The 17534-nt window shown below is 39.6% G+C and carries 20 protein-coding genes; 9 read left to right on the top strand and 11 right to left on the bottom strand.

Going from position 1 to position 17534, the window contains the following annotated elements:
- Nucleotides 1-5: 5 nt before the first annotated feature.
- Nucleotides 6-701, top strand: coding sequence for an RNA methyltransferase (locus QXF67_01315; GenBank protein MEM3060156.1), 696 nt, complete (start codon nucleotides 6-8; stop codon nucleotides 699-701).
- Nucleotides 698-1351: a protein-L-isoaspartate(D-aspartate) O-methyltransferase gene (locus QXF67_01310; GenBank protein MEM3060155.1), complete on the top strand. Its 654-nt coding sequence runs from the start codon at nucleotides 698-700 to the stop codon at nucleotides 1349-1351. Before QXF67_01315 ends, QXF67_01310 begins: the two co-directional genes overlap by 4 nt.
- Nucleotides 1352-1492: 141 nt before the next feature.
- On the opposite strand, the gene sepF is transcribed toward QXF67_01310, so the two are convergent.
- Nucleotides 1493-1858: a cell division protein SepF gene (gene sepF, locus QXF67_01305; GenBank protein MEM3060154.1), complete on the bottom strand. Its 366-nt coding sequence runs from the start codon at nucleotides 1856-1858 to the stop codon at nucleotides 1493-1495.
- Between the two features lie 114 nt (nucleotides 1859-1972).
- Here sepF and QXF67_01300 point away from each other — a divergent pair, with 114 nt between their 5' ends.
- Nucleotides 1973-3250, top strand: a complete 1278-nt coding sequence (locus QXF67_01300) for an AAA family ATPase (GenBank protein MEM3060153.1) — start codon at nucleotides 1973-1975, stop codon at nucleotides 3248-3250.
- Nucleotides 3251-3297: 47 nt separating this feature from the next.
- Complete coding sequence (locus QXF67_01295; protein MEM3060152.1) at nucleotides 3298-3639, top strand: hypothetical protein; 342 nt, start codon at nucleotides 3298-3300, stop codon at nucleotides 3637-3639.
- Nucleotides 3640-3686: 47 nt separating this feature from the next.
- On the opposite strand, the gene QXF67_01290 is transcribed toward QXF67_01295, so the two are convergent.
- The 6 genes from QXF67_01290 to QXF67_01265 all read right to left on the bottom strand — a co-directional run bounded on the left by QXF67_01290 (nucleotide 3687) and on the right by QXF67_01265 (nucleotide 8493).
- The gene (locus QXF67_01290; GenBank protein ID MEM3060151.1) at nucleotides 3687-3986 is read right to left on the bottom strand and encodes a DUF1805 domain-containing protein; all 300 of its coding nucleotides are present in this window, start codon (nucleotides 3984-3986) and stop codon (nucleotides 3687-3689) included.
- Nucleotides 3987-4065: 79 nt separating this feature from the next.
- Entirely contained in the window at nucleotides 4066-4407 is a 342-nt protein-coding gene (locus QXF67_01285; protein ID MEM3060150.1) for a hypothetical protein, read from the bottom strand.
- Between the two features lie 22 nt (nucleotides 4408-4429).
- Nucleotides 4430-4621, bottom strand: a complete 192-nt coding sequence (gene spt4 / locus QXF67_01280; GenBank protein ID MEM3060149.1) for a transcription elongation factor subunit Spt4 — start codon at nucleotides 4619-4621, stop codon at nucleotides 4430-4432.
- A gap of 116 nt (nucleotides 4622-4737) precedes the next feature.
- Nucleotides 4738-5319, bottom strand: coding sequence for a DNA-directed RNA polymerase (locus tag QXF67_01275; GenBank protein ID MEM3060148.1), 582 nt, complete (start codon nucleotides 5317-5319; stop codon nucleotides 4738-4740).
- Between the two features lie 360 nt (nucleotides 5320-5679).
- Nucleotides 5680-6168 (bottom strand): response regulator, encoded by a 489-nt coding sequence (locus QXF67_01270; protein MEM3060147.1) that lies wholly within the window; start codon nucleotides 6166-6168, stop codon nucleotides 5680-5682.
- Between the two features lie 210 nt (nucleotides 6169-6378).
- The gene (locus tag QXF67_01265) at nucleotides 6379-8493 is read right to left on the bottom strand and encodes a sodium-translocating pyrophosphatase (GenBank protein ID MEM3060146.1); all 2115 of its coding nucleotides are present in this window, start codon (nucleotides 8491-8493) and stop codon (nucleotides 6379-6381) included.
- A 177-nt stretch (nucleotides 8494-8670) separates the two neighbouring features.
- On the opposite strand from QXF67_01265, the gene QXF67_01260 reads away from it, so the two are divergent.
- The 4 genes from QXF67_01260 (at nucleotide 8671) to QXF67_01245 (ending at nucleotide 11141) form a co-directional block, all read left to right on the top strand.
- The gene (locus QXF67_01260; GenBank protein MEM3060145.1) at nucleotides 8671-9060 is read left to right on the top strand and encodes a PIN domain-containing protein; all 390 of its coding nucleotides are present in this window, start codon (nucleotides 8671-8673) and stop codon (nucleotides 9058-9060) included.
- 136 nt (nucleotides 9061-9196) lie between these two features.
- The gene (locus QXF67_01255) at nucleotides 9197-10285 is read left to right on the top strand and encodes an inositol-3-phosphate synthase (protein MEM3060144.1); all 1089 of its coding nucleotides are present in this window, start codon (nucleotides 9197-9199) and stop codon (nucleotides 10283-10285) included.
- 2 nt (nucleotides 10286-10287) lie between these two features.
- The gene (locus QXF67_01250; GenBank protein ID MEM3060143.1) at nucleotides 10288-10908 is read left to right on the top strand and encodes a CDP-alcohol phosphatidyltransferase family protein; all 621 of its coding nucleotides are present in this window, start codon (nucleotides 10288-10290) and stop codon (nucleotides 10906-10908) included.
- 38 nt (nucleotides 10909-10946) lie between these two features.
- Nucleotides 10947-11141, top strand: a complete 195-nt coding sequence (locus QXF67_01245) for a hypothetical protein (GenBank protein ID MEM3060142.1) — start codon at nucleotides 10947-10949, stop codon at nucleotides 11139-11141.
- Between the two features lie 25 nt (nucleotides 11142-11166).
- Here QXF67_01245 and QXF67_01240 read toward each other — a convergent pair whose 3' ends face one another.
- On the bottom strand, nucleotides 11167-11676 hold the full coding sequence (locus tag QXF67_01240; protein MEM3060141.1) for a DUF359 domain-containing protein: 510 nt from the start codon (nucleotides 11674-11676) through the stop codon (nucleotides 11167-11169).
- Nucleotides 11677-11801: 125 nt separating this feature from the next.
- Here QXF67_01240 and QXF67_01235 point away from each other — a divergent pair, with 125 nt between their 5' ends.
- The gene (locus QXF67_01235; protein ID MEM3060140.1) at nucleotides 11802-12839 is read left to right on the top strand and encodes an Lrp/AsnC family transcriptional regulator; all 1038 of its coding nucleotides are present in this window, start codon (nucleotides 11802-11804) and stop codon (nucleotides 12837-12839) included.
- Here QXF67_01235 and QXF67_01230 read toward each other — a convergent pair.
- From QXF67_01230 to rpiA, 3 genes are all read right to left on the bottom strand, one after another.
- Nucleotides 12829-15117: a hypothetical protein gene (locus QXF67_01230; protein MEM3060139.1), complete on the bottom strand. Its 2289-nt coding sequence runs from the start codon at nucleotides 15115-15117 to the stop codon at nucleotides 12829-12831. The two genes, QXF67_01235 and QXF67_01230, sit on opposite strands and share 11 nt — an antisense overlap.
- A 76-nt stretch (nucleotides 15118-15193) precedes the next feature.
- Complete coding sequence (locus tag QXF67_01225; GenBank protein ID MEM3060138.1) at nucleotides 15194-16246, bottom strand: hypothetical protein; 1053 nt, start codon at nucleotides 16244-16246, stop codon at nucleotides 15194-15196.
- Between the two features lie 526 nt (nucleotides 16247-16772).
- Nucleotides 16773-17504 carry a ribose-5-phosphate isomerase RpiA gene (gene rpiA, locus QXF67_01220; GenBank protein MEM3060137.1) on the bottom strand — a complete coding sequence of 244 codons (732 nt, stop codon included), beginning with the start codon at nucleotides 17502-17504 and terminating at the stop codon, nucleotides 16773-16775.
- Nucleotides 17505-17534 lie beyond the last annotated feature (30 nt).

Here is a 17534-nt window from a genome sequence, read left to right as displayed (position 1 = left end):
TTCATATGCTTAAAAAGCTTCTTAGGGTTGTGCTTGTTGAACCAGAACATCAGATTAACATTGGCCACTGTGCGAGGGCAATGAAAAACTTTGGATTTTATGAACTTTATTTAGTAAGGCCACGCTGTGAGATAGGCTTGGAAGCCAGGAAGTATGCAAAGCACGCCTTGGATGTGTTGGAAAACGCAAGAATCGTTGCTAAATTAGAGGAAGCTGTAGCAGGTTGTGATAGTGTAGTTGGTACTACAGGAATACTTAGACGGCACAAGCACATCATTAGACAACCTATTTCACTAAAAGAATTTTCAAAAATGAAAAGACAGGGAAAAATGGCCGTCCTCTTTGGACGGGAGAGCATAGGACTAAAAGAAAGTGAAATTGAACTTTGTGAAATGATGATACACGTCCCAACTCATCACATATATCCTGTTATGAATGTCTCTCACGCTGTTGCTATTGTGTTGTATGAGCTGTCTAAGTTGCGTTTAGAGAAGAGAGCTGAACTTGCAACATATAAGGAAAGGGAACAGGCAGTTAAGTTTTTTGAGAAGATGGCGATTGAAGGTGGACTTAACAATCCTCAAAAAACGGCTTGTGCATTTAGAAGGGTTTTAGGTAGGGCGCAACCAACAAAAATTGAGAATGCGTGCATCCTTGGAGTTTTTAGAAGGGTTATAAATAAATGCGGTGGTGCTTGTTGATAGATAAGATAAATAAAAATAAAGAACTTGTTGAATCTCTTATATTGAAGGGATATTGTAAAGAAAGGGTTGCAAGGGCGCTTCTTGAAGTACCGCGAGAAAAGTTTGTTCGTCCCGAATACTCGGCACAGGCTTATGAGGATATGCCACTACCAATTGGCTACGGACAAACCATATCGGCTCCAAGTGTAGTTGCGTTTTCACTTGAAAGGCTTGATGTTAGGGAAGGAATGAATGTACTTGACATTGGCACGGGGAGTGGATATGTTGCTGCTATCCTCTCTTTCCTCGTTGGAAAAGATGGTAGGGTAACAACAATAGAGAGAAAGAAAGAACTGCTTAGTATGGCAAAAAAATGCTTGTCTGCATTTTCATATGCAAAGAACATTAAATTTGTTCTTGGTGATGGTACACTCGGTTATGGGAAAAATTCGCCTTATGATAGGATAATTGCAGGTGCAGCGGCTCCAGAGATACCTCCGCCACTTATCTCTCAGCTAAAGGAAAATGGAAAGATGGTAATCCCTGTTGGTGATGTATACCAAGACTTGGTTTTGTATGAAAAGAAGGGGGAAGGTGGGCAATCTACGAGTATTTTGCCTGTTATTTTTGTTAAGATGATTGGAAAATTTGGTTTTAAGGAAGAGTAGGACAAAAGCAGGAAATATTAGGTATTTGCTGGGAAAAAGTAAGGTCATAAGGCGAGAAGACGTGATAGAATGCAATTTTATGATAATAGCATAGGTTGCTTAAATGAAGTGGTAGATAAACAAAAAGAAAAGGAAGAAGAATTACTTACGCCTGCTTTTTACTATTTTTACTTTTGAAGGAGTTAGCAGAATTTTATCGTTGTCAATCCGCGCAATATCGCCATTTGTCTTTGTAATGTAAGTCTTAAGCTCATCTATTATCCGCTTTAGGCGATTTGGCTGTTTAGAGATAGGGGTTACGTTGAGGAGTATTATGTTTTTTTTCTTAAGCTCGTCCTGAATAACTGAGATGTCCTCCTCTGATTCCAAGGCTATCGGCTTTACATAGAAGTCGGCTGCTTCGTGAAGGACGTCTACATTTTCCATCTCAACTGTGTCCATATACTCTTCTATATTCATATCACGTCCAAGCCCCAAACCCCTTGAGATTTTCTCAAAAATCCCCATATTGGTCACCTCAAAGCAAATATAAGCCATGATGATTAAACGGAAAGGATTAATAAGGCTTTTCTTAATAAATGTTTGCTTGCGTGGGAGAGATAGAAATGGAGAGGGTAGGATATGCCATCTTTTTCTCAATTGCTTGAGAGGAAAAGCGTATTTAAGAACAAGGACGTTCTTTCTCCCCACTATATCCCAGCAATACTTCCATTTAGAGAGAAAGAAATTGAGGGTATAATGGTTGCAGTCTCGCCTTCAATTGAGGGTAAAAGAGCCCAAAATCTCTTTATATATGGAAAAACGGGGACGGGTAAGACTTGTTCTGTTAAACATGTTATGGGGAAGTTAAATGAAGTTAACAGCTATTATGCAAAAATGTTTTACTTGAACTGTCGCATTTACAACTCAAAATACAAGGTGATGCACAAAATCACCAAGACGTTTGTGCCAGAACTCGAGAAAGCAGGTTTTGGCATTTCGCTTATATATGAGAAGCTCCTGGAGTGGATATCACAAAACAAAATACAACTCATAGTAGTTTTGGACGAGATAGATATGGTTAAGGATTTAAATGAGCTTATTTACGCGCTAACGCGCGCAAACGACGAATTGAAACAGGGAGGAATCTCAATTATTGGGATATCAAATCGCCTATCGTTCAAGGAACTGTTAGATCCGCGCAGTAGAAGCTCGCTTTGTGAGATTGAGATGACGTTTGCTCCCTATGATGTAAGAATGATGAGGACTATACTTGAACAGAGAGCTAGCATTGGGTTGCGTGAAGGCGCACTTGACGAATCTGCTCTAAACCTTGCAGCAGCAGTTGCAGCCAATGAAACAGGAGATGCGCGGTATGCCCTAAAACTTATGCTTCGAGCCGGAGAGATAGCGGACAGCGAAGGAGCGGATAAGGTAAGTGATAAACATGTTGAAGAGGCTCGTATGAAAGTTGAAGAAGACTTAGTAAAAGAAACCATAATTACTCTTCCAGAAAATCAAAGGCTTGTGCTCTATGCGGTTGCCAATTTATCTCTTCGGGGGGGGAGATACTCCCGGCTTGGGACAATAGGGGTTGGAGAGTCTGAAAACGAAGAAAACTTTTTGCTGTCAGGCGAAGTTTACGAGGAGTATAGCAAGATATGTACCGTGCTTGGTAAAAAACGAAAATCTGCACGATGGTATCGCGAGTATTTAAATGAACTTGAGATGTTGGGTTTAATTACTACTGTGCAGAGTGGGAGAGGAATAAGAGGACACACAAGGTTAATAAAAAGTGGATATCCAGTAGAAGATATGAAAAGAATTGTAGAGGAAGCGTTCTCAAAGCAATCAGGAGCAAGTGAAAATACTGTCAGAGATAGTGAAAAGACAACAAGTATGGAGAATGGTTCACTGTGAAATCACGTTACGGGGTTTTGATTTTACTTTTACCTTTGTCTGTTTTTGTGATTTTGTCAGGATGCACAAATTATGAGCAGCGAGACTGTATGGAAGTTGTTGGTGTGGATAATAGGATAAACTGTTTTTCTAATTTAGCAGCTTATGCCGTGATGATGAGGGGTAACGTACAAGAAGGAATTGATACGTGTAAGGGAATCTTCCAATTTCGTAATCAATATAGGATTAATGATGAGGGCGAGGCAAAGAGGGGGGCCATACTCTGCCTTTTAAGATTAGCCCAGGCAACTCGAAACAGAAGATTCTGCGATGAATTAGAGCCCGGATATTTTGATGATGAGAATGCCCGACAACAAATAGTGCTGAATTGCCTAAGTTATGTTACTTAATGTTAATGTCTTAGAGCGTCTAGTTCTTATGTCTATCTACCACAAGACTATTTTCCATCATAGGAGTCTATGAGTTCCAGTGCTTTTTTAACGCTCATTCCTTCCCGTATTCCTATGTCTTCCGCCCATTGCGTTGCAGAGCGAATTTTTGCCCTTAGGATATCTTCGTAAGATTTTACACCAGAAACAAAGCAAGCAATGTCGCCAAGTTTTTCTGCGGTCTCTTTGTCTATGTAGCTGCATGCCACGTAGCCGTGTTTTGCTTTGATGATAATAAGAGGGACGTTTCCAAGTTGGAGACGGATGCCTACATATTTTTTTCCTTCAAAACTTATCGTCTCCTCCATCACGCCACCCCACGTACGCCACTTTTTGATGGCGTTATATGTTAATATGTTATAGTGTGATATCTTGTTATTAAATTAACTATTGTGAAATTTTTGAAAAATGCGGCTGGCCACTTTCCTGATTTTTAGGATAGGTAGATTGCTGACCGAAGGATTGCCTGAAATGCCGCCTTGATTCCCTCAGCTGCCTTCGCTTTCTGAGTATCTCCTTTTTCTTTTCGTATATTCTCATTGCTTTTGCACATGAGGGACAATAATTGTTCGAAACGCGAGAGAGGACCTTAACATCATCTTTTGTTTTCATATCTGTGGAAAAGATTAATGTGCGGTCAAACTGAACTGCCTTATCGCGTGGTACTCTCCTACCGCATGAGCTACAGTTCAGCAAACGCTCCCTTCCCCTCTTTTTCTTATTTCCCATGCATACACTCCTCTGGTGTTTACTATCTAACACGCACCGCGTATCTTCCGGGAACCGTTGCACCAAATTTTTTTGCTATTTGGGACTTTTCTATATCAAAAAAGATTATTTGACTTGAATATTTATCAGTAATATCACTTGAGTTACATAGTGGACATGTTGAACCTGTTATGAAAAGAGTCCTGCAATTTTTACATGCTTTAAACTTTTCCATTTTTCAGATTTCACCCACAACTTTATGTTTTTGATGCTTTTTTTTCTTTAATTCTGTTCAGATTTAATTCTTTTTCAGACCTATTCTTTATTCTTTATCCTGCCCTAACGAACCTGTTATTTTTTCTCCTGAGTCTTTTTACTCTCTTCCGTTTTTTTCTTCTCTGCTAACACAATCCATTCGTCCTTTCCCAAACCTTCCGGTCTCATGGTAAGCCCTATTTTTACATCATTTAGTGAGCTCTTCATACTTACTGTTGATACCTTTGCAAAAACATGGTCTCCTTTTTTGAGTGATTTTTTTGATTCTTTACCAACAAATGCGGGAATTTTTTTGTTGAATGTAAGAAAGTCATTTGCTATCTGCGATAGATGTACTAGACCTTCGACTGGGCCGAGATCTAAAAATGCTCCGAATTCAACGAGTTCTGAAACTTCTGCCTCGTAAATTTCGTTTACCTCTGGGAGGTATGTGAGAGCCAAAAAAGATACATCATAGTAGGCTGCTCCGTCTCCATGAATCACCGTTCCATCCCCATGAGTCTTTGCGTCCCATATTGAAATGATAACGCCAAGGTCTTTGTCACATATGCGCTCGTATTTCTCGCGCAGAATCTGCGTTATCGCATCGTTTAGATTCATGGAAAAGTACTGTGGAGGAACGCGCACTCTATCTTCCAATTCTATCTTCCAATACACAAGTTCACCTTGATTTTTGATTTTGTGTTCGAGGCACAATCGCAAACAGCAGACGTCAAGAAGAGTATTCTCTTAATACGTATAAATAGCTTTCGCTTTTGATGATTTATTAGCTTAGAGTTGCGGAGTTAAAGAATCGCAGGGACTGTTCGAAAAGAATTCACCAATGAATTAATTTGTGCCTTTTTTGGAGTTAATTTTCTTTCGCTCTCGGCTCTTTCATTCGAAAAGAATTCACCAATGAATTAATTTGTGCCTTTTTTGGAGTTAATTTTCTTTCGCTCTCGGCTCTTTCATTCGAAAAGAATTCACCAATGAATTAATTTGTGCCAGACGTAGCTTGGATTGTTGGTGTTTAGTTTATTGGGCAGTTTGAATGCGTCTTTTGTTTTTTGAGATTTCATTAGTTAATGGGATGGTTTTGGTTGGCTTAGCAAATGCTTTTCTTGATTCGCTTTTTGGTAATTGTGAAAGCTCCAATGAATCTCTAATGTTCCTGACTATGTCAATCAGATTTGAAAGCTTAAATGGCTTTTGAAGGTTGAACGTAAAATAGCCTTCTTCTTTTTGCAAACTTCCGCTTATTCTTATGATTGGGATTCCACATAACTTTCTGATCTCAGCGCTCATTTCTCTGCCGGTCATTTCCGGCATATCTTCATCTGTAAAGACCGCATCAAATGGATGGCCATCGTTCCAGCGCTCTAGGAATCTTTTTAGTCCAACTCGTCCGTTTTCCGCTGTCGTAATTTGGATTTCTGAGCCTATAGAGTGGGAGGCTACACGAAATGCCTCAATATATAGCTTTAGTAGTGTTTCGTTGTCTTCGACAACTAAGATATTCAACACAATGAATAGTTTTGCGCCAACAAAATTAAAAAGATGAGAGTTTGCAAGGTGATTCGTTTTTGGTGTATTGGAGGGGGTGTAGAGGGGATGTAGATAGCTCAAATTTACAAGGGTTCAGGAGCTGTTTTAAGCATTCAGATTAAGCTCTTGGCAAATTATTGGCCACTGCTCTGATCTGGGTTCCTAATCTGGAGTTAGTGGGAATGGGTTTCATATAAAATGCAGTGCATACTGCAAAAAGAATGAAACGAACAGGATGGAAATCGTATTTAAAATTTTAATCATTGGGTTGAGCGATGGGCCTGCTGTATCCTTAAAGGGATCCCCAACAGTATCGCCAACTACTGCTGCTTTGTGAGCTTCAGAACCTTTTCCTCCAAGATTGCCCTGTTCGATGTATTTCTTTCCGTTGTCCCACGCTGCACCGGCGTTGCTCATAAATACAGCCAGAAGCTGGCCGGATATGAGGGCACCTACTAAGAATCCTGCAACTGCAGCAGAATCCAGCATAAAGCCTACTGCAAGTGGAGTTCCCACTGCCAGAAGCCCTGGAACAAGAAGCTCGCGAATAGCAGCATCAGTTGAAATATCTACACAGGAAGCGTAGTCTGGCTTTGCTTTCCCCTCCATCAAGCCATCTATTGATCTAAACTGACGTCTCACTTCAAGAATAATCTTTTGGGCAGCTTTGCCTACTGCCATCAAAGCATATGAAGAAAAGATGAAAGGAAGGGCTCCGCCTACTACAAGACCGATTATAACCGATGCGTCCATTATATTTATTATTGGTACACCGGAAGCAGAGAGAGGGAAGCCAGTTATTCCAAGCTTATTGGCTGTTAGGTTCACTTCGTGAGCAAAGGCAAGAAGAAGAGCAAGCGCAGCCAAACCTGCTGACGCGATGGCAAACCCTTTGGTTGTTGCTTTTGTTGTGTTTCCGACTGCATCAAGCCTTTCTGTAACTGCCCTAACAGAGGCAGGAAGGCCAGACATCTCAACGATTCCGCCTGCGTTGTCAGCAACTGGACCAAAAGTATCTACAGCTACAACAATTCCTGCAAGTGAAAGCATAGCCATTGTTGCTATTGCAACCCCATAAACACCACCAAACTTGAAGGAGAGTAAAATACCAAGAGAAATTGTCAGAGCATAGGGTGCAGTCGATTTAAGACCTACGGCTATTCCTGTAATCAGGTTCGTGCCTGCTCCAGTCTGTGAAGATGTTGCTATATCTCTGACTGGAGGTTTGGTTGTGGAAGTGAAGTAATCAGTGATATACACTATTGCAAGACCTACACAAAGCCCAACCAGTGCTGAGAGAAAAACGCCAAACGAGCTTTCCTGTGGTAGTGAGAAGGATGACAAAAAATAGAATAAAGTTGCGCATACGATTGCTGTTACAAGAATGCCTTTTGATAGCGCTGTCATAGGGTCGGCATTATCTTTAATCCTTACAACAGAAGCGCCTATAAACGTTGCAAGTATACCCCCCACAGCAATTAGTAAAGGAAAAAACATGCCGCTAGGTCCAAGCACGATGTTTCCGAGAATCATAGAAGCTATGAGAGTTACTACGTATGACTCAAATATGTCTGCGCCCATACCTGCGCAATCGCCAACATTGTCGCCTACATTATCAGCTATAACTGCTGGATTTCTAGGGTCGTCTTCTGGAATTCCCTTCTCAATTTTTCCAACTAGGTCTGCTCCTACGTCTGCTCCTTTGGTGAATATCCCCCCTCCTACCCGCGCAAACATTGCAACGAGGGAGGCACCAAAGGCCATTCCAGCTATCATTTGCATTAGGGCTGCGCTCTGGTTTTCAACTGATACTAAGATAGAGTTTGAGATTGTCCAGTCAAAAAAGAGTAGAAGAATTGAGATTCCAGTCAAGCCGAGCCCTACAACGGCCAGACCCATAACAACTCCGGCATGGAATGAAACGTTGAGCGCTTCACCCAATCCTTTCTTTGCAGCTTGTGCGGTGCGTACGTTTGCTTGTGTAGTTATATCCATTCCTATATAACCTGCTAGTGATGAAGAAGCCGCTCCCACCAGAAAAGCGATTGCAATTCCAAACCAAAGTCTATCAAAAAGTGCGCCTATAACTAAAAAAATTGCTGCCACAACGGCTGCAAAAAAACCTACGTATCTTGTTTGTCTTTTTAGATAAGCAATTGCTCCTATGCGTATCGCGTCTGCAATTTCATTCATCTTTTGATCTCCTTTTTCAGCTTTCCGGATTTTGAGATAAAGAAAGAGTGAAATGCCTATTGACAGCAGACCACAGAAAAGCGAAACGAGAATTTGAGTAGAATTCTCCATTGCAACGCCACCTCCAAAAATGAGATGAGTAGATGCAGATGGTTTAGTTTTAATATAAAAGATTAAAAATATTGCTTTTTGAACTGAGAAGTGAGGGAGGCGTCTAAGTAGACATTGCTGGCATAGTTAAGTCAAGACAAGTTGCTTTAAAGTTTTTGTTAAGCAAGATTTGTTTATATGCAAGTTATTATCTTTGACACAAATTTTTTGCTTGTTTCCTATCAGTTTAGAGTTGATATTTTTTCAGAGATAGGAAGAATAGTTGAATGTCCTTATAGAATAATAGTGCCTTCCGGAGTAGTTGGGGAGCTTATGCATTTGCGGCGTAACAAAGGAAGGGTTGGGCGTGCGGCAAATCTTGCTATTACAATGTTGCATAAATTAAATGATGAGGGCAGAATAAAGATAGTCGAAAGTCACGGAGAAGTAGATAAGTGGATATTTGATTTTGCAAAAAAGGAATCCGCAATCGTTTGCACAAACGATATCCTTCTCAAAAGGAAGTTGCTTGGCGAAGGGATAAGGATAATTGGATTACGAGAAAGGTCTTATTTAGCTTTGTATTGATGCTGCGGATGACTGTCCAAGTGCGTTTGTTGCAGTCAAAGAGAAAATTCGAAGGAAAGGCAAATATATGTATATATTTTATATATTTATATGGAGGTATATATTTATATGGAACTAAAATATTTTGCGTGATTGCATGTCAAAGATACGTGTCGGAGTCGTAGGTGTCGGAAACTGTTTTGCTGGCCTATATCAGGGAATTGAATATTATCATCAAAACCCAGAAAAGAAAGTAATCGGGATAATGCACGAGAAGGTTGGGGAGTATTCGTGGGACGATATAGAATTTGTATCGGCCTTTGATGTTGGAAAAAATAAGATAGGCAAGCATCTGCACGAAGCTGTATACTGCGAACCAAATTTGGTTCGGTGGGTAGAACGGATGCCTAAGAGCGAGTGCATTGTATCTGAGAGTCCGGTTCTAGACGGAGTAGGGATATGGGTTGAGAACAGGATAAATCCGATCAAAAACAAAAAAAGCCCGAGTCAACTAAAAAAGGAAATTTTAAACAAGTTAAGGAAGACGGAAACGGAAGTAATCATCAATTACCTTCCTGTGGGAAGTCAGAAAGCTACTGAATTTTGGGCCAGAGTTGCACTAGAGGCTGGATGTGCTTTTGTAAATTGCATTCCTGTATTTATTGCAAGCGATGGCAGATGGGGAAGGAGATTTGAAAGGGCCGGGATTCCTGTAGTAGGTGACGATATAAAGGGGCTAGTTGGAGCTACAATATTGCATAGAACTCTTGTGAGGCTCTGCGACGAAAGAGGGGCTAAAATTTTGAGGACGTATCAGATAAACGTAGGGGGAAATACTGATTTCATAAACATGAAGGAACAAAAGAGACTTGAGAGTAAGAAAATTTCAAAAACTGAAAGTGTTCAGAGTCAGCTTAAGGAGAGGTTGCCTGATGCTAATATATACGTTGGTCCAAGTGATTTCATTCCTTTTTTAGGAAACACAAAGATTATGTTTATGAGAATAGAAGGTGCTATGTGGGCGGGTATGCCTTATAGTATAGACGTGAGATTGGAGGCTGATGATAAAGCAAATTCTGCAGGAATTGCTATTGATGCAATTAGAGCAGCTAAAATCGCAATGGATAGGGGACTTGGCGGACCCATTGAGGCAGCGTCAGCTTATCTTATGAAACACCCCCCAAAGCAATATAGTGATGATGTTGCAAGAAAAATGTTGGAAGAATTTATTTCATGCGATGAGTGAAGATGCTAAAAGAGACAAATTTTGCGCGGCGCATATCAGATAGAGCAGGCGAGATATTTTCACTAATTCCGATTTCTCCGAATCAATGGACGGCACTTTCACTTGTATTTGCCGCCTTAGGGGCACTTGAGCTTTTTGGTGGAAAAGCTCTGACTGGAGGTGTTATGTTTGGAGTTTCGTTTTTCTGTGATTTTGTTGATGGGGCAGTAGCAAGGAAAAAAGGAGAGGTTAACCCACTAGGGGCTTACTTTGATGGCATGAGTGATAGAGTTAGTGAATTTCTTCTTCTCTTTGGGCTTTTGTTTTATCCTATTCCAACCATGATTTTTCCGTCTTGCGTGTGGATATTTCTGGTCCTTTTCTTTGGCACTTGCATGACGTCATATGCCAAGGCGTATGCAGATCATAGGAAGGTGCTTTCAAAAAATGAGATTGAAAAGACCAGTAGTCTGTTTGGACGAGCCGAAAGAGTGAGTGTTTTGTTATTGTCCGTCCTGGCTCTTGAACTTGATAGGAATTTTTCGGGTTATCTTCTTGTTTTAACAGCTGTCTTATCTTTCCTGACCGTTGGGAGGATATTCAGAACGGTTGTTGGCCGTGCAAAGAACAGCAAAAATCGTTGAGGTAAATTTTATAAAATAGAATTTACAATATTGGGTTCATGGCAAGCACAACAATGAAGGCACTTGCTTCGATAGGGAGGGCATCAGTATCGCTTTTAGGTGGGGGCATTATAGGGTATATGCTTGATCAGACCGGCTGGTCCCCAGAGATTTCTGTTGTGTGTGGCATAGTATCTACAATGATTATTTTTTTTCTTCTCACTAAGCTTTCTGGAAGCGCCGGAGCAGATTAGGTCTACTTTTTTGCATTTTTTACTTCTATCTCCGCTTTAGCATACGGAGGATCTGTTCTGCACGCTTCTTAGAGGTTTTATCTGCAGGAACTGCTACGATTCCTTTTTTTGGTTGACCATAGAATACATGGGTGCCGAGCGGGGCATATTTGATAGCTGGCAGTGCAAGAAGATCTTCTTCTCCATCCACAAGAATAAATCGATTAGGGCTGGATTTCGTTTTGAAGAATTTTAAGATTTCGCAGATGGCTTGTTTTGAGATGGTGCCAGCTTTATTCCTTATTTTTTTTAAGGGTTTGCAGTGTCGTTTTATGAGATCAGTTATCCTTTTGGGATTTTTCCTTCTTTCTGAAAGTAAGTCGAATATTGCTAATCGTGGCTTGAGATTATTTTTTAAGAAGAGGTATAAAGTCGAGTCTCCGACAACCACAAAGGACTGAGATTCCTTAGCAATTTGGAGAGCTTGTTGAGATCCAACAAGGCGTCCCAGAGGTTTTTTTAGTATTGAGCGTGCGCGTGGAGTTAGGTAAAGCATATTTTCAATTTTGCAGGGTAGATTAAAAGTATTTGGTGGCAGTATTCTTGCCCACATTTGTACGCTGGATAGTTAATTTTGAAAAAACAAAAAGAATATATATTTTAAGTGAGAAATTTCAAAATATGCCTAGTGATATTTTGGACTCTTTTGATAGAAAAATAATTTATGAACTTGATTTAAATTCACGTCAGCCTCTATCTCGCCTTGCAAAAAAACTTCGGATGTCCCCTCAGAGACTGGATTATCGTCTAAAGATTCTTGAAAAGAAGAAGATAATCATTCAGTACATAACTATTATCAACTACAGAAAGCTTGGAAGCTACAACTATTATGTGTGCAATTTAAGGACGTTTGGGATGGGTGTTGCTGAAGAGGATGCAATTTTAAAAAAGCTGGCTCTTGATCCAAAATGCACTCTTCTTTTCAAGTGTGAAGGACGCTGGGACATCATGATTGGTACCGTGGCAAAGGATATATTCGAAGCAAAGGAAACGTTCAGAAGATTTCTTGAACCATTTAAGGGAAAGATCGAGGAGAAGGCCATTGTGATGCATATTGGGACGTATCATTACGGGAGAAGATATCTCATAGAAGATAGCTATCTGGACAACAAAATAAGCTTTGGTAGCGATGCCAACAAGGACATGTATCATGTAACGGGGTCAAGTACTAATGTGGTTGACTATGATGAACTGGATATAAAGATACTCGGAGTCTTGTCTTCAAATGCTAGAATGCCCACTATAGAGATCGCGAAGCGGCTGAAGTCAAACGCAGAAACGATTGCTTATCGGATTAGGGAGCTTGAAAAGGAGAAAGTGATAAGTTACTACTCCATTTTGATGATGCCGGAGAACTACAAGTATACATTTTATAGAGCTTATGTTAAGGCAGATAGGATGACTGAAGAAGAAGAATTAGAGTTGGCGGACTATTTGAAGCGGTTCCAAAATATATTTAGACTGATATATCTTTTTGGGGCATATGAGTTTGCTATGGATTTGGTTATGGACAACACGGAGAGGTTGCGGATAATACCTTCAAGTTTAAGGGAACACTACAAAAACAGCACTATGAGATTTGAGCCGAGTAATATAACGATGATTTACAAGTTTGCTTATTTTCCAACCTACGTCTTTAATCCACACTTTACTGTTTAGGTATATAGATTTCTTCTATCTTCAAAACGGTTACTCCTTCCGAGATTCTGTTGCTTATGCATAGATTATATGGTTTCCCATAAAAATCCAGATGAACAGTTTCGCCCTCGTCTGAACCGGAAATAGGCGCCAACCTATGAAAAGATTCGTTGTCTTTCCAATAAGATATTCGAAGGTTGTGTCTTCTTTTGGGTAACATGTCTAAATCAAGAGAGAAATTTCCAAAATTGGTTATTGTCAGACTCATAACTCCCTCTATTTTGATATCTGATACTTGTGCTGCCGGACCAATAAGCAGGAGCGATTTGGTTATTTTAGAGGTGGTTGTATTTTCTGAAATGATGGGTTGTTTTGGATATAGGAGTAGGGCACCTTGAATCTGAACTTCTTTAAATCCTGAGTCTTCAAAGGTTTGTGCAATTTTTTGCTCAATAAATGGATGATTGAGATATGCATTTAGGTCATAGATTTGGCTCTGGATCCGAGTCTGAAACGTGCCTATCTTGTCAAGTAGTGAGATAAGATTTTCTTTTATAAGAAAATAGCTTTTATCATAGACATTTACATTAAGTCCGAATTCCGCCCCGCTCCTAATATCAAATTGTTCTATCCGCTTAGCTATTTTCTCTCCCGGTTCACTTATTATGAAAATGCTTGGAAGAAAATTCTTTTGTTGTAAGAGGCGGATAACGCGTAACCTGAGGTCGTTGTTGGGGGCATTGGTTGCATTTTTTGTATGTAAGATACAGCATGTGGCATGATCGAGTTCATCTAATAATTCTCCTACATTAACACCATTACTAATCACAAGTGAAACGACATTAGTTAGATTTTTGCTGTTTATGACTTCAGAGATGTATTTTGATATTTTTTCTCTAAAGTAAACGTCATCGCTTATTAAGATGATTTTTGAACTAGCAGACGAAGATGATGGTAGATTACCGTTTTTGTACGCCCTAAAGGCGTATTCTAAGGTTTTATGCATCCTGCTTCTGATATCAGCAGGAAGATTTGGGTCTTCAAGATATTTGTGAATGTTTTCAACTATTTTTGAGTATTCTGTCAGAGATAATGTTCCAGGTTTCATTAGCTTTAATCCGTGGTAGAATATATCAATAAGGGTTGAGAGTGTTGTTTTGTTTGGTGAAGAGACCAAATAATCCAAAAATCGATTTCTTGTTTCCGGAAGGTAAGTAAATAGCACGCCTACAAGATATCTTAAAGCAGCAGGATTGAAGTTTTTAGTATTTAGGATGTCTTTTCGGGTGTTGAAAACTGTTTGGAAGGAATCCTTGAAGGGAGAATTTATGATTACTTGAGTTATCGTCTTGTAGCACGAATCAGGAGGCTGGAGTTCTCGGAGAAGGCGGCATAGAAATTCATTTAGAATTCTTTGTTTGTGTTGGGTAATTGGCTTGTTTTTGTTGACTAATCTATTCAGAAAATTCTCCAAAAATACTGCTGCCCCTTCACGAATTTCTCTTGATTCATGGCTAAGCAAAGGGATAGCGTCGAGGGCATGTCTAATGCTATTGATTTGTGACGCTCCATAAAAGAAGTGTTTTAAGTAGATTGTTCCTTTCGCCTCAAGCGTGGATATTTCAACTAACCTATCTAAGAGTTCTCTATCTGAGAGTTGTTTTTTTATAAGAAATCTAAAGTGAAGGAGTGCCAGATTCTGTGTTTTCTTGTCCTTTAAATTTATGATGTAAGATATTGCTGCCTTTGCATTGGAAACGTATGCATCTAACTCACTTTTTGGAGGAGGAAAGCCGTCAAAAAGAAGTTCCATCAACAATTCTCGGGCTTTCTGCCGCATGGCTAGCCCTTCTTCTTTTATTTTTGCTAGTAAGAGCTCTAGTGCTTTTTTTTGTTTGGAACGCGACACTATCTCTACAATGGCTCCGATAGGTGCTTTTGTTTTTGTATCTGTGAGGTGGTTTGCGAATACGTTAAATGCTAAGGGATCCCTCTCAGCGAGCATTGAGCCTATTTTGATTAGTGCAGCAATTGAGCCCGGTGATGAAAAATTTTGACTACATAGCGCATTAACTATAGCTTTGGCTGATGCCTTACCCCTACCTAAAAGAAAATCAACAGAAGTAGGGTCCTTGCGAAATACGTCTTGTCCCAAACTCAAAACTGAGTTACATGAGCTCTGGATTTTTTTCAACGGGGGGATTAGAGAACGTTCGGAGTGTGGAATGCGTGAACGGCGTTTTGTGCAAGTTAAGTCTTGTGCTGTTTTTTGTTGTGCTATTATAGATAGGTTAACCATTATAACTCAACCTTTATAGCTTGTTTTAAGAATACGGAATGTATAGATAAGAAGAAGGAGTATATAAACGTAGAGGTTAGTCCCTATGCTCTTCGAATTCACTTTTCTGTTGTGTAGAAGGCCATTGTTTTATTATGGAGTCTGCAAGGCTCTGGAGTGGCGAAGGTAAGACCGACCACCTTTGTTCAGTAGTTATTGTTAGTAAAACAACGTTGAGAAAGCTTGCAGCCATTATAAGAGGATAGCTGAGGTAGTGTGGAAGCAAAACCATTGAATAACAGGCAGCTGCAACTAAAGGTGCGCTGAAAGCCCATATTTTGAGCATGCTGACGCGGGCATTTATTAGTTGGCGCTTGCGTTCTTCGGAATCTGTATTAGGAGTGACTCTTTTCTCAACAATCCAATCTCTTAGTTTTCCATAAATCCATGAGTAGAGGGGCATCCAGACAAATTGGATGCCAAGAAAAATTGCTGTCCCTGCAATTAGAGGGGAGTTTGATGGACCATCAGCAAGAAGACGAAAGAGGTTTATAGCGTTGTAAGTTCCAAAACCTGAAACTGCAGTGCCTATTGCAAAACACAGAAGCACTGAGCGGGTGAACGTTTTACGAAATGCTTTCTCTGCACGCATATAGGCAGGAAGAGCAGTTTGCGAATACCATTGACTGAATAAGTGCGTGACGGTACCTGTCATGAGCGCTCTTATCGAGATGTCAAGCCATTCTAAAGATTGAGCTTTGAATAACTTGATTTTTATGTTGGGTATCAAGTGGTTTATGAGCATAATTGATGTCGCAAAGCTTATGAGTGTTGGGATGAGTACGGGCCAAAATTTCTCAAGGTTATTTTTTGCGTTTTGAGGAAAAGCCACTATCTCTTCTTTGCAACTTTTTATAAAAAGTGGAAGAATGTTGGTGCTATTTTCTACGTGGGCATCATCTTTAAGATCGGTTTTTAGATTTTGTGAGAGATCCAAATTATCCTTACTTGTTATATTCTTAGGGATATGCAATATGTGGGACTGAATTTCGTTTTGAGGACACTTTAGAAAACGGTTATAGAAAGTATTAATCGGACACCTGTGATATAAGATTAGTGGTGTTTTATGAGGATGTGGTCTTAGTTTCACTTTCCAAAGCACCTCTGTCTATGATTGGGTTGGTCCGTTTGTTTATCTCCCATAATTTTCTTGTTGGTGAGTGTTATAATTAAGCTGTTCATAATTATAAGTAGTTGGAGCTTATATAACTATATGTTAGAGTATTAGAGTATATGGGAATAATGAAAAGAGAGATGGTAATCCCTAGTGTAAGAATAAGGACATTTAAGGATATTTATGTAATTGGTTAGTATCTCCTTATCAGGCTTGGAGGGGAAGTCTCAGGGATGAGTTCTTTTAAGTTTTTATTCATAATGTGCCTTGCTATATTTTCCAACTTATCCGAATACTTTTTCACTCTCACACACCGAGGAATAGCTAGGGGCTTGATAGCTATATATATTTAGGAGTATATTTTTTTAAAAAATCATAAAGATTAGACAAAAAATGTATTAAAAACAAACAAAAAAAAGTTATAGTTATAATTTATAAGAGTTATATTAAAAAAAATCCGAAAAAATCCAAAATTAGTTAATAATCTTATTATTTTGAGTTATTATTTTAGAGCTTGCTTATGTGGTTTGTTTATGTAGGGCTGCTTATGTTTTGGAAAAATCTCAACGTAGCCATCTTTCTTACCTACTATAAGAAGATCACAGCGTGTAAAGACTCCAACTTCTACCACACCCGGTATATTTTTTAATTGGAGTTCTGTCTTTTTTGGATTTACAATATTCATATGAAGGTCAATTAGAAGGTTTCCGTTATCAGTTACCACTGGACCTGCCTTTCCTGTTCCTTTTCGTGCCTCAGCCCTAAATCCAAGAGCTCGAAATCTGTTGAGAAGGAAGGTATATGCAAATTGCATAACTTCTATTGGAACTCGGACATTTGTCAGTGTCTTTCTAAGTTTGGATTCGTCTATTATTAGGATAAACTTTTTTGAGTTGTAAGCTATTATTTTTTCTCTTGCAAGCGCACCTCCCCCACCCTTAATTGAGTTTAAGTTTGAGTCAACTGCATCTGCACCGTCTACTGCAAGATCTATTTTGTTTACTTTGTCAAGTGAACCGAGTGGTATCCTGTTGTCAAGTGCAATCTCTTGTGTCTCAAATGACGTGCATATTCCATAAATATTTCGCAGCTTTCCAAGCCTTATCTTCTCCCCAAGAGCTTCTATAAAATATTTTGCAGTTGTACCTGTTCCCAAACCCACGATCATTCCACTTTTTACATAGGATAGCGCACGCAATGCTGCGTTTTTCTTTTCACTCTCGTAATCTGTCATGTGCTGATATCACCCAACGCATCGCGCTTT

It is taken from the genome of Candidatus Anstonellales archaeon (assembly GCA_038869735.1).
Classification (GTDB): Archaea; Micrarchaeota; Micrarchaeia; order Anstonellales; family CG1-02-47-40; genus JAWCQO01.
This window is presented reverse-complemented; position numbering and strand designations above follow the sequence as displayed.